Source organism: uncultured Zoogloea sp. (assembly GCF_937894855.1).
Taxonomy (GTDB): domain Bacteria; phylum Pseudomonadota; class Gammaproteobacteria; order Burkholderiales; family Rhodocyclaceae; genus Zoogloea; species Zoogloea oryzae.
In genome coordinates this window covers 1-12,180 of the sequence record NZ_CALAYQ010000170.1, presented here as the reverse complement: position 1 = coordinate 12,180, position 12,180 = coordinate 1, and the positions used below count along the sequence as shown (strand labels likewise).

The 12,180-nt window shown below is 62.2% G+C and carries 13 protein-coding genes; 4 read left to right on the top strand and 9 right to left on the bottom strand.

Annotated elements, in window-relative coordinates:
* Positions 1-456: LysR family substrate-binding domain-containing protein (locus Q0672_RS19150; RefSeq protein ID WP_298624801.1), on the top strand; the 456-nt coding region annotated here is incomplete at its 5' end.
* Positions 457-474: 18 nt separating this feature from the next.
* Here Q0672_RS19150 and Q0672_RS19145 read toward each other — a convergent pair.
* A complete protein-coding gene (locus Q0672_RS19145; protein ID WP_003050003.1) occupies positions 475-768 on the bottom strand; it encodes a helix-turn-helix transcriptional regulator in 294 nt (97 codons plus the stop codon).
* Positions 769-874: 106 nt separating this feature from the next.
* On the opposite strand from Q0672_RS19145, the gene Q0672_RS19140 reads away from it, so the two are divergent.
* A complete protein-coding gene (locus Q0672_RS19140; protein WP_020307796.1) occupies positions 875-1,522 on the top strand; it encodes a substrate-binding domain-containing protein in 648 nt (215 codons plus the stop codon).
* 83 nt (positions 1,523-1,605) lie between these two features.
* Here Q0672_RS19140 and Q0672_RS19135 read toward each other — a convergent pair whose 3' ends face one another.
* A complete protein-coding gene (locus Q0672_RS19135; RefSeq protein ID WP_003060765.1) occupies positions 1,606-2,886 on the bottom strand; it encodes an integrase arm-type DNA-binding domain-containing protein in 1,281 nt (426 codons plus the stop codon).
* A 207-nt stretch (positions 2,887-3,093) separates the two neighbouring features.
* Between Q0672_RS19135 and Q0672_RS19130 the strand changes: the two genes are divergently transcribed.
* Both Q0672_RS19130 and Q0672_RS19125 read left to right on the top strand, forming a co-directional pair.
* Positions 3,094-3,336, top strand: coding sequence for a hypothetical protein (locus tag Q0672_RS19130; protein WP_298624800.1), 243 nt, complete (start codon positions 3,094-3,096; stop codon positions 3,334-3,336).
* Positions 3,337-3,370: 34 nt separating this feature from the next.
* On the top strand, positions 3,371-4,120 hold the full coding sequence (locus Q0672_RS19125) for a hypothetical protein (RefSeq protein ID WP_298624799.1): 750 nt from the start codon (positions 3,371-3,373) through the stop codon (positions 4,118-4,120).
* Between the two features lie 23 nt (positions 4,121-4,143).
* Here Q0672_RS19125 and Q0672_RS19120 read toward each other — a convergent pair whose 3' ends face one another.
* The 7 genes from Q0672_RS19120 to Q0672_RS19090 form a co-directional block, all read right to left on the bottom strand.
* A complete protein-coding gene (locus tag Q0672_RS19120; protein ID WP_298624798.1) occupies positions 4,144-4,866 on the bottom strand; it encodes a hypothetical protein in 723 nt (240 codons plus the stop codon).
* 62 nt (positions 4,867-4,928) lie between these two features.
* Complete coding sequence (locus Q0672_RS19115) at positions 4,929-5,717, bottom strand: hypothetical protein (protein ID WP_298624797.1); 789 nt, start codon at positions 5,715-5,717, stop codon at positions 4,929-4,931.
* 61 nt (positions 5,718-5,778) lie between these two features.
* Entirely contained in the window at positions 5,779-6,894 is a 1,116-nt protein-coding gene (locus Q0672_RS19110; RefSeq protein WP_298624796.1) for a hypothetical protein, read from the bottom strand.
* 56 nt (positions 6,895-6,950) lie between these two features.
* Positions 6,951-8,507: a hypothetical protein gene (locus Q0672_RS19105; protein WP_298624795.1), complete on the bottom strand. Its 1,557-nt coding sequence runs from the start codon at positions 8,505-8,507 to the stop codon at positions 6,951-6,953.
* 1 nt (position 8,508) lies between these two features.
* Positions 8,509-10,971: a transglycosylase SLT domain-containing protein gene (locus tag Q0672_RS19100; protein WP_298624793.1), complete on the bottom strand. Its 2,463-nt coding sequence runs from the start codon at positions 10,969-10,971 to the stop codon at positions 8,509-8,511.
* Positions 10,972-10,973: 2 nt separating this feature from the next.
* Positions 10,974-11,609 carry a hypothetical protein gene (locus Q0672_RS19095; RefSeq protein WP_298624791.1) on the bottom strand — a complete coding sequence of 212 codons (636 nt, stop codon included), beginning with the start codon at positions 11,607-11,609 and terminating at the stop codon, positions 10,974-10,976.
* A gap of 245 nt (positions 11,610-11,854) precedes the next feature.
* Positions 11,855-12,180, bottom strand: a 326-nt coding sequence (locus tag Q0672_RS19090; protein ID WP_298624789.1) for a DnaB-like helicase C-terminal domain-containing protein, incomplete at its 5' end; no start/stop codon positions are given.

Here is a 12,180-nt window from a genome sequence, read left to right as displayed (position 1 = left end):
GCTCATACCGCCGACGTCGGTGATGGCATCGTCGCCGAACCTATCTGGCAGGACCCGCTGGTGGTCGCCTTGCCAGCCCGGCACGCACTGCTCGTCCACAAGGAGGTTCCACTCCATGAACTCCGGGGGCATCCTCTTGTCCTGTGCGATCCCCAGGTGTGCGAAGGCTACTGCCGCGAGTTGGCGCGCCTCCTGCAGACCCAGGAACACAAACTGAATGTCGTTGAGGAGGTTTCCTCGCTGGACATGATGCTCACCTTGGTCGGTGCCGGCTACGGCGTGGGCTTCATGACGGCGACCAAGATTCCGGTCAGCCAGCGACCGGACGTGGTGATCCGTCCATTGGCGCTGGATACAGCCGTGATCACCACCTACCTGCTTCGACTCGAAAGCAGCAACTCATCGGCTTCGCTGGTGCGATTTATCGACCGCCTCCGGGACCCTTCGAGCGACTGACGCAACGGACCGCACCACTTAAGATTGGGCATCGGCACGAAGATTGCGTTCCGTTGCACTCATCAGCTCTGCCGCACTTATGCTGAGGGCAGCGGAGATTTTCAGTATCAATGCGAGCGTGGGCATGTGCTCCCCACGCTCGATCTTGCCCATATGCGAGCGAGCTATACCAGCCATGGACGCGAATTCATCCTGAGCGACTCCCTGCGCCAAGCGGGCAGCACGCACCGCTTGGCCGAAGGCCAGTGCCGGCTCGGCTTCATAGGTGGTTGTGCCAGGGGGGCGGCCCGGTTGAACGCTGCGCTTCTGCATCACCAGAAGCGTCGATCAATCGACCGAATTTAACCACGTTAAAGATATCTCTTTTGGCTATCATGGTGGCTCGCCTTTTTGATCCGATCGCTTTGTGGGGGCTCTCATGCACGACGCCACCAGCCAGTTTTCCTTTTCCAATTTCAGGCTTGCCATAGCGCCTGGCGTACCGTCATCGCATCTTTCGGCATTGCTTGCGTTGCAGCGTGCGGAAGAGCCGGAAGTCACCATTTCGTTTCATGAGGTCACAGCCGATGATTTGATTGCGGGACTTCGGGAAGGCCGCTACGACGCGGGCATGACGCTTGAAGGATCGAGCGATCCGTCGCTGAAAAGCCAACCTCTATGGACCGAGAACATGGCCGTCGCCATGCCGTTGCGCTTTCCCTTACTTGACCAGGCGAAGCTCACGATCGCCGAACTGTTGGACTACTCCGTCTTTCGCTGGCCTGCAGAGAATTGCCCTTTGCTGGATCAGCGGCTGCCTTCTCTTCCCGCGGTGAGTCAACAGAACATTCAGCGTGTCTCTTCCTTCGAGATGATCGCGCTATGGGTCGCTGCCGGCTACGGCGTCGGGGTATCCGCGCAATCGCGCATTGAGCATGCGCAGGGATGGGGCATTCACACACGGCCGCTGTCTGACGGACCCTACGAGATCGTGACCCACCTGCAGCGGCCCTGCGGACAAGCCGACGTTGTTTCAGAGCGGTTCGAGCGCAGAGCACTGCAGGTCGCCAAGAATGCTCCAACCTAGTCGAGTGCCAATGTCCTCGTTCTGCGTCTTCAGTTCAAGGTGCTACACGTGCATTAGGCATTCCACTCGCCAAGCAGCAGACATCACTCGCGCTCTATGACACGGAGCAGCGCCGTTCTACGCTTCGACATGGGGCCAAACGCCTTCGTGACCCCTTCAACGGGTTTCCCTGCCTGCAATGAGTCAAGGATGTCAGCCCAGTCCTGCATGATTACCTTGCGGGACTCCACAAACTTCGTGTGATCGTAGGGCGCGCGCGATGAGTCCTTGCTCTTTTTGGAATGAGCGAGTTGAAGATCGACCCGCTTCTCCGGATATCCCAACAGTCCAAGGATCGTCGTTGCGGTCGAGCGGAAGCCATGGGACGAAAACCGTCCGCCATAACCCATGCGCTTGAGTGCTTGATTGAGCGTCGTTGCCGACATCACTTGTCCCGGCTTTCTGTAGCTCGGGAACAATACTTTGCCGCCGCCAGTTAGAGCATGTAGTTCCCTAAGAGCGGCCACCGCCTGCCGTGACAGGGGAACCAGATGGGGGCGTCGCATCTTCATGCGCTCGGACGGAATCGACCACATGGCGTTGTCCAGGTCGAACTCTTCCCAGGAGGCCTTGCGCAGTTCTACGGTGCGCACGTAGGTCAAAGCCATCAGCTTGAGGGCGAGGACTGTCGTCTGGTAACCCCCTTCGTTGTCCACACGATTGAGAAAGTCCGGGATCTCTGCCCATGTCAACGGAGGGTTGTGGCGGACCTGAGGGCGCTTGACCAGTCCCTTGAGCAAGGCGGCAGGATCGTATTCGCAGAGACCTTGGGCAGCCGCATAACTGAAGATTTGCCCACACCACTGGCGGATGAGGATCGCCACAGTCTTCGCGCCACGAGCCGCCACATCCTTGATGATGGGGCGCAGATGTGGAGCCCTGATGCTGCTGATCGGCAACTTGCCAATCCGGGGGAAAACATCCTTCTCAAGGTAGCTGGTGACCTGGTTGGTGTAGTACTCGCTCCAGTGAGCATTGCTGACGATCCACTCCCGAGCAACGGTCTCGAACGTGCGTTCGTATGTGTCGGCCTGGAGGGCGATCGCCGCCTTTTTCTCCACGATGGGGTCGAGGCCCTTCTTGACCAACGCCTTTGCCCGGTCCCGTTCCGCACGGGCTGCCTCCAGCGTGACCTTTGGGTACACCCCGATTGAGTACACCTGTTCAGCGCCGCCCAGCCGGTAGCGGTACCACCAGAGCTTGGAGCCGTTGGGCTGAACGCGCAAAAAGAGGCTGCCTCCGTCCCGGAGTTGGTACACCTTGGGCCTGGGCTGCGCCGTTTCCACTTTGCGCGCCGAGAGAAGATTGAGTGCTGTGAGTGCCATGTGTATAACGCCTCCAGTTTGGCCCGTTACACACTCCATTACACACATGAGCACTGGATTTGTCCAGCTTTCAGAATCGCTCGATGGACGATCAACCCTTTAAAAACATAGACTTAGAGTTGTTCCATGGAGGTTGATAGACGCCAGTAGACCTCAATCGTAGTTATCGACCATCAGCAGCATTAGGCCGACTGATTCGGAAGGGTGATGCTCTTACAAGGCGAATGTCAGCGGTTCGACCTCGCCCATCACTACCAAAAAACTCAAGCGCAAGGCCAGTTCGCGTCGATATGGTTGCTGGCGGGCAGCCGCCTCGCCAAGCAGCAGTTCGCCAGCGATCGCGATAAACCACTTCCTCCATTGTTAATCCAAAGATCATTCGCAATCCTTGAGAGCTGTGCGCAAGAAAGTAGTGATAATATTTCAAAAAACATATTCACTATGCATTGAAGACGTGCGGGGTTTTGTTGTGAAAAACTTGAACTTGAATGCCCTGATGCTTGCAATGCTTGGGGTCATGCTTAGCGGCTGCGGAGAGAAGCAGACTTCTTCTGTCAGCGGGACGACAACAGCGCAGCCTTCGTCATCACAGACAACCAAATATTTGGGAGAAAACGCCAAGGAAGTTGAATGGCTGGTATTACGCCCCACCGGAGCTGTGGTGCTTCTCAAAGCACCTTGTGGCGCCCAGTCTGAATACTTCAAGGCAGGGGTCTTTGCCTACGACGGCAAGGCAACGTCACCGAGCGCACAGCGCAAGGGCTGCTATCGTTTCCAGCCATCCGAAGACAACTCCGGAATGATTCATGTTGTCGATAGCGATGGGGTCTCCTTGGGTGCCCGGATTGTCGACGTGTCCGTCGAGGAGGCATTTGGTCCGGAAAACTACTTTCTGCCCCTGGATAACGACCCGCGCCGTCAGTGGCCACAAATTGAAGCGCTGGGTGTTGCGGTCACAAAGTTCGGTAGTAAGCCTAGCTACCAAACTATCGGGCTGACCCGACAGCCATGCCCAGTCAACAAGTCTTGGTTTCTTTCGCGGCATATTCCGCAAGCTAATGCTGACGACTATGAGGGATGCTGGTACGAAGCAAATGAACAGGTGGAGGTCCGTGCGATTGATTACAGCACCAAGCCGCTCAAGCTTACCGAGACTGGGATATTCGTCCGTAAGGAAGCGTTCTTCGACGCGACGACCATTCAAACCATCCCGCTTAAGTACAACTGGAAATAGCTGCAGAGACCTCCGGTAGACCGTCACTTAAGCTCCATAGAACTGGGGTTTAGGTCGTTCTGGAGTACAGCCTGGATCCATGCGCTTGGATCGATATCAACCTCATGAAATTCAAGCAGAGTAGGCTCGACATCTGACGCCAGTACCGTAATACCCGACAATCGCCGCCGGATGACGCGCTGCAACTCTTCCGAGCTCTCGACAAGGGCGGTCATCATGATGCGGCCAGGGGCCACGAGGTAAAACCCGGGAATCGCCGCCAACACCGCCCGGGACAACTTCAGCGGTCGCACAATCGTTCGGGGCGCGTCATCGTCTTCAGGCTGTGGCACCTCACCAACGATGGCCCAGGCGGGGCGCAAACCTTCCATGATGCCCACCGGCACCTTGCCGCGTCCGTCCCGCTGCAGGAGGGCCTCCTTCGTGCGGTTATAGCAGGACACGCAGAGCGTCTTTCCGATGATCCGCGACTGCCCTGACGGCCCGCAACGGCAGCACCGCCAGCCGCGGTCGGCGTCAGGATCTGGCCCGCCCGCCTCTCCGGCGTGACCACGGCCGATGGGGCAGCGGTAACAACTCGCGTAGCGCCCGTCGCCCAAGACGGTAGAGCTCAGGAAGTTTGACGCGCACGCCTCGGGCGTCAGCACGGCCCGCATCCGCTCGCAATCGAAGTAGCTTCCCGGTGCGCCCGCCAGCCCACGATATTCGAGGAACGGGAGGAGTTTGACTTGCCGAACGATGTCCATGCGGACATCGAGCCGTCACAGGTTTCGAACAGCAATGATGTCAGTGGGAGGCGTTGTCATCGTCAGACGCCGGCCGGCAACCGCACCGCCGACAGGAGGAGTTGGCGCGCCATGGGCTCAATATCTCGAGCCAGCTGCGGCACATGGAAGACGCCTGGCACCGGCTTGGTGATCCAGCCGGCGGAGCCCTCCATCATGGTGCGGAAGGTCAGATAAGCCGACGACTTGCCCTTGCCGGCGCTGGTGTTCATCCGAACCATGCCGGCGTAGCGATCAGTCTTGTGGTGCGGTGCCTGCTTCAGCGCCAGCCCGGCCGGCAGGTGGTCGCCCCACCTGTACTTTCGCTGGGCAACCAGCAGCGGAGCCTTCGTCTTGATGTCCCAGGCCCCTGTCCCGGACTGTCGCATGCCCATCCCAGTCACTTCCGACTTCGTGAGCATTCTCGCCGCGGTGCGCACCGGCGCTGGCATCGACGCCTGCGTGTGCCGGAACGGGATGGTCAGGTATCGCTTGCCAGCGTTCTTCTTCGACGTGGACACGCGCACCTTCATCGACGTGTCCAACATCCGTTTCAGGTCGCGCGACGGGCGGCCGTTCTCGATTTCGTAGGCGTACTTCCAGTCCGAATAGACGGACACCTGCAGCGGCCCGGTCGTCTCCACGGTCAGCGACCGGACGTAATCGGCCTTCTGCTCCTGCGGGATCGACGGGCTCTGCTCGATCAGATCCACCCATCTGGCGCGGGCCTCCAGGCCAATCGCCTGGAGCGCTCGACGCGCCTGGTGGTGCACGTCGGCCTGGATGGGTGAATCCTCGATGAAGACACTCAGGCCCAGCTTGAAGATTGCCATAGGTTACCCAGGAGATGGACGCGGCCTGAGATGGCCACGGGGGTGCAGATCATCATTCGAGTCAGGCATTGAACCGCTCCATGCAGTAGGTCGCGTCAGCAATGCTCATCGGCCGCAACACCGGATCGCTCTGCGCAGCGGACATCAGTGACGTCAGTCCTTCCGAAGTCACGTAGGAGGCCGCCTGTACCGGCGCCAGAAGCTCGAAAGCATTCACGTTGCGCAGGGGAGAGAGGGGGGCGCCGCCGGCCGTCGAAGAACACGTGGACGCCCCGTACAGCGCCGAGTAATCCGGCAGCGCCTCGCGCACCTTGAACACGTTGCGCAGCACGCAGTAGCAGTTGTGCATGGCGCTGGCGAGGTGCTGCAGTTGGGCCTTCACGCCCATCGGCAAGCCTGTCAGTGCGGCCACGGACCACGCCACGTTGCGCACCGCCTGGGTGGCCAGATCGGCCACGCGGAACAGGGGGCGGATGGTGGCGTCAATCTCGCGCTTCGTCTGAAGCACGTCATCCAGGATCAGGCGCGTCTTGCCTACGGCCCGAATCAATGCCTTGGTGAAATCCGGGAAGTTCTCTCCGAGCCACCCCATCTTCTGCACAAGCCGCTCCATCTGGCCCATGCTGTCCGCCAGGGATTCAATGCCGGCGTCTCGGCCGTCCTCGTAGACGAACCGAAACACTTTCTTCGCTTCGTCGATGTCCTCCGACACCACCTGCAGGTTGATCTGGTACTGGCACAGCAATGGCCGGCTCTTGCTTCGGCGCAGCACGAATGCCGTGGGCACCACCTGAAAGGCGAAGTCGTCCAGCACATCGACGAAGATCAGTTTCACCGCCCCCGGGTCGCGCCCGGCCTGCACTGCGGCGTCGCGCCGGCGCAGGTACTGGGTCATCACCAGGTCGCGAAGCTCCGCAAACAGCTGCACGCCGTCTTTCGTCGGGCTACCGCGCCACCCCGTATGCCCGGCAATCGAAATCGTCGGCAGGCCCGCTCCCCACACGTCGGCGAACGCGCCGCCAGCGGTCTGGAGCACGGCATTCCGCGTCGGATCGATGCGCGTCAGTTCCTCGGGCCGGATCACCAGGCTCTGGATGCGGTAGAAACTGTCCGGGGCGGTGGAGTCGTCCAGCGCAAAGCCGATCGGTCGGCCCTTTTGCAGTGAAGGTGTGGTCATCGGGTCAGCGTCTCATCACAGGGTTCAGGGGGCATGGAGGGGCGGGAGGCTTCCGATCACCCCAAGGCACCGCCCTGGTTCCACTCGGCCAGGTAAGCCGACTCGCGCCCGGCGCCATTCCGGATGCGCGCAGCAAACGAGGTGCCGCGTTTGAAGGTGGCCACGGTCACGAAGCCCTGAAATGGCACCATGCGGTGCTGCACGGCCACCACGTAGCATTCCCAAACGAACGGTTTCAGGCACAAGCCGGGACCGCCGTGGAAGATCCGCAAGTACATGCCCGGCCGCAGCGTGCATTGCCCGCGCAGGGTGATCGATCCATCCTCGAAGACCGCGTTGTCCTTGTTCTGCGCCATCAACTGCGCGCGGCGGTCGTCAATCCACAGCCGCGCCTTGCCTTGTTCGCGCTTCACCACCTCGGCCGACTGGCCGTCGGCGCGCCCCAGGCTGTCCGCCCCACCCATCTGGGTGTCGGTCTCCATGAAGCGCATCCCAAACAGCTTGGGCGTTGCGTTGGGGTACTTCGCGAGGTAGAAATCGTCCGGGTTGTTCGTCTGACCTGCGAGGTTCATCGCGGCGGCATCAATCAGGTTCATGCGGGGCATGTTCACCTGGAAGTAGTTCGCCACGTCCGCGTCCGAGCGTCCGATCTCAAGGCTCATCACCGCGTCGTCACCGATCTCCAGCGTCTCCGGGGCTACCCTCTGCGGCAAGATGTAGCCCTTCGCCGGGTCCAGGTCCTTGAAGGGGTTGTTGCGATAGACCAGCACCACGCCGCCTGGCCGGCTCGGGTCGGCCATCTTGTCAGGGCGGTCCTCGATGAACAGTTCCGTCCACGACCCCACGTCCAGGAAACCGCGCAGGATGTCCCACAGCGTCCCCTGCGCCGACTGGGCACCGAATGCGCTGATCGTCCCATCGTTGGCCGTCGCCTCGTAGCCAATCTCCCGGATGTAGGAGAGCTTCGTGGGGGCGGCAGCCGCGCCGAGGCTGGCCATGTCGGCAATGAACGGATTGATCACCTTCTCGACGATCTGCTGGACGAAGAGATTCCCGTATTGGTTCGGCTTGGCCTCAATCCCGTAGTTCACAAACGCCCGCAACACGGTCAGCAGGTTCTGCCCGATCACGTAATTCGGCAGGTAGCGAATCTGGATCATCTCCAGCACCTTGCCGTAATCCGCGCCGCTGATCGTCACGGCCCGCGCGGGGCGCCCGTCGGCGCTCATCGACATGGACCGCCGCACGCTCGACACGAAGCCGCGCATCACCACCGGAGGCTCCACACCGGTGGCGGCCGGGTCGGGCCGATGGCGCATCCGGATTTCGATCACGTCCATGGGCTCAATGAGGCCGTAGAGCGAATCCATCTTCTCGGCCTCCATCTGGTCCACCACCGTCATGCCCCACTGGCCGGCGGGCTGCCGCACGCTCTTGCTGGTCTCCAGCGAGCTCCCGTCACCAAAGAAGGGCGTGAGGTCAATCACCCGGTTTCCACCCGAGTAGCGCTCGGAGGTGGGCACGGTGCGGCCGTCGCTGCCCGTCACCATCCGCCGAGCCACCGTCTTGTAGAGCGTCACCCGAAACTCGGGCGCCATTGTCTTGAATGCCATCTCAGCCCTCGCGTCCTTCCGGCACCGGCACTCGGCGACCACTCGCAATTGCGGACGGGGCGATCGGGCGCCCCTGCGGGTCGCGCAGCGTCACCTCGACACTGCTGCGCACATCCACCGGCTCAGGCCTTCCGGCCTTGGCCCGTCGTGCAGCCGCGCCCGGGTCGAAGTCGGCCACGTTGCCGCCCATGTTGCGCATCACCTTGTCGGCGTACTGCTGGGTCTCGGTCGGTATCGCCTGCCCCTTCAGGCCGCGACCGGTCTTAAGCCAGGCATCAAGGTTGCCCTCGCCCCAGTTGTAGGCCATGAGGGTGCTTCGCATGTCGCCCTTGTAGTGCCGGTGAAGCTGGCTCAGGTAGTCGCTGGCGCCTTTTCGTGCGGAGGCTTCGTCGAACGGATTGAGCACGCCAAACCGCTTGGCGGTGTCGTCCATCAGCTGATACGGCCCCTTGGCGCCCGCCTTTGAAACGGCAAATCGGTTGCCACCGCTTTCCGTCTTGCGCACGGCGTCCAGCAGCGCATCGTCGATGGCTGCGCCTTTCCAGCCGGTGTCGCGCCGGAGGATCTTGTTGGCGGTCTCCGGCGAGATTTCCCCCCGTTCCACCTGCCCCTTCAGGGTGTCTTCATAGTCGGCCTGATCCTTCAGCCGTTTCCGCTCGGCGGTATAGGCGCGGGCCTCCTCGGAGTCGCCGGCGAACACGTTCACCAGCCGCCCCACGCCGTCACGGATCATGTTGGTGGCCGGGATGAGCCCGTCGCCAATCCGCGCCAGGGCGGTTTCCATCTGCTTCTGTACCTCGAGCGACTTCTTGCCTTCGCTCATTTCCTGATCGGCACGGGACAGGATGTCGGTCAGGGTGTCTTGCACCTTTCCGAAATCGCCGGTGTCCAGCGCCGCCTTCAGAGCCTTGCGGTCGGCCTCGCCGATGTCTTTGCGGTCACGCACGGAGTGGATTGTCGGGAGCAGATCGCCCATGTTGCGGGCCGCGGCGACACTCGCCAGCGACTGCATGCCGGCGCTGTTGATCTTTCCGAAGTCGATGCCGCGCCGCTTCGTCATTCGCGCAATCCCCCCCAGCTGGTCGGGGGTGAAGCCCGCCATCACCGCGGCCTGCTGTTCATTCAGGCCAAAGAAGCCTTGCAGGGATGCGGCGAACACCTCGGGCTTGTCCCCGTAGTTCGCCTTGATGAGGTTGCGCACGGCCTCGAAGTTGGTCATCGAACCCGAGCCCTTGAAGCCGGTCATCCGGCCCCACGGCGAGGCCGCGAGATCCTTGCCCGTGCCGAACAGGCCAAGCCCCATCAACGCCTTTGCGCCGAACGCAGAAACGCCCGGATTGGCCCGGGACAACGCCGAATAGGCCACGTTCAACGAGGCCTCGCCCTTGGCGCCGCCTTGTCGCATGGCTTGGTCGGCCTGCATCAGCAGCGAGCCGGCGCCCTGCGCGTCCAGACCAGGCAGCTTCAGGCGGGTCAGGGACGAGATGCCGCCTGCAAAGGCCTCTACGTTGGGCATGGTGAGCGTCTGGCGTGCCACGCTCGTCGCGAACTGCTGAACGGCCGCCATCACCTCCTGAGCCTGGGCGACGTTGCCACCCTTCTCGAGGCTTTCGGCCAGGATCGCGCCCAGCTTCTTGCTGCTGGTCTCGTCGATGGTGACGCGCACGCCGCGCATCGACGAGAAGAAGCCAACGCCGGCGCTCGGGTCCATGCCGTAGGCCCGACTGAAGCCGTAGGCGTTGCGGAGCTCGTCCTGCAAGCCGCCCATTCCTCGCAGATTGCCACCGCGGGCAAACTGACGGGCGTAGGCCGCGGACTCGACGCTGCTCAGACCGAAGCCTGCCGATGCCCCCCGATTGAGGTCACGCAGGGTGTTGAAGTTCACCCCGACATCGCCCAGTTGGCGCTTCAGAAAGTCGATGGTGTGAGATTCTTGAGTGGCGATGCCGTGGGCCTGCACCAGACCGGCGATTGCCGCACCGATTCCGGCCATCCCGGCACCGGCCAGGCCGTAGCGCAGGCCACCGGAGAGCACAGACGCAGCGCCCGGCGTGCCGGCCATCTGCCCCAGACCGACAAGCCCTTGATGCAGACCGGAATGAGCGAAACGGCTGAAGTTGTAGCCATACCCCGACCGACCGTGCGACGGCGCCATGGGCTGGCGCATGGGCGCATGCGGCACCACCGGCACGGGCAGCGGAACAAGCGGGGCCGGCGCCACGCCGGGGCCGGATGGCGCGCCGGGCATCATCCGGCCGGGCACGCCAAAGCCCTTGCCGCCAGCCTTCCCGAGTTGGTCAAGGCGCTGGATCAGCGCGATGACGTTCTTCTCGAGATCCTTGATCCGCACCGACGCCCTACCGGCGGACTTCCCGATATTGTCGACGCCGGCGGCCGTGGTGTTGGTGGCCTGCTGAACGCCCTGGATGTTCGCCTGAACATCAATCCCGACACGCTGATTCATGTTCAGACCCTCGCGCCGGTGTCATGGAGGCCGGTGGCAGCCGAAAGCCGCGCCATCCGCGCAATGATCCGGGCCGCGCACTCCGGGCTCTCCTTTCGAACCTCGTCGATCACTGCGTCGTGGAAGTCCTGCATCTTCTGCATGTTCCACAGCTTGTCCAAGGCGGCCAGGACGTTGCCGATGATGCCGTTACGCAGGCTGACCGACTGGCAGAAGGCCTTCAGGAGCTTGATTTCTTCGTCACCGGCATCGCTGTGCTTGATCGCATGCCGCCGCACCATCAAGCAGTCCTGCCAAAGCTCCTCGAGGCGTCCAATAAGGTTGAGACTGCGTCGGGCCTCGCCGGGGGTGAGGCCGTCGGTGGGCTGACTGGTGGGAAGTGTCGCGGGCGACACTACCTGCGACAAAGCGGCAGGATCCTTGATGCCGCGGAAAAGCGCATCTCTCGCCGCCGCCAGATCTGCCTTGGACGGCTTGTATCGGTTGGCCTCCGTGATCCAGTTCGCCCAGGTCTTCGGGGGCACGTGCGCCCACTGCGGCTCCCGCAGTTCTGCCAATCCACGGCGACCTTGGTTGCCGATGTGTGCCCGGATTGCGGCAAGGGCTTCGGACTTGCCTTCGAGTGAGGATCTACCCATTTTCATTCTCCATCAGCATTCGGATAACAGGATTCCCGCATCACGACTGTTTGACGCAAAGAGGAATTTCCCTTTTTGCAGCGAATGCCGGCGGACACGGGAGAGCGGGAAAGGCCTTGCAACCCGCTCCAGCCAAGGGTTTCCGCTTTCCGGTTTGATTCAGGAGAGCAGAGTGGCGTGTCTGGGGCCGCGGCTTGGATCCAAGCCCGCTGCTGTGTTTTCTCGGGCGGGGAGGCGGGGGCGCGTCACCCATCGAAGCCGCCCCTGCGGCCCGATTTCTCGGTTTTGCTTGCCGAGCCTCCAGGGTGGGTGCCGTCGTAGTCGGTGAAGCGCATCCGCGGGCCGTCCAGGGCGAGCAGGCATTCCCCGGTTGGGCCGTTGCGGTTCTTGCGGATGAATAGCTGCGCCAATCCCTCCCACTCCGGCGCCGTGCGATTCATGTCCTCGCGGTGGAGCATCGCCACCACGTCCGCGTCCTGTTCGATCTCGCCGGAGTCGCGCAGGTCGGCCAGGGTGGGCTGGCGGTTCGGCCGCCCCTCGCTGGCCCGGTTGAGCTGGGCGAGGGCGATCA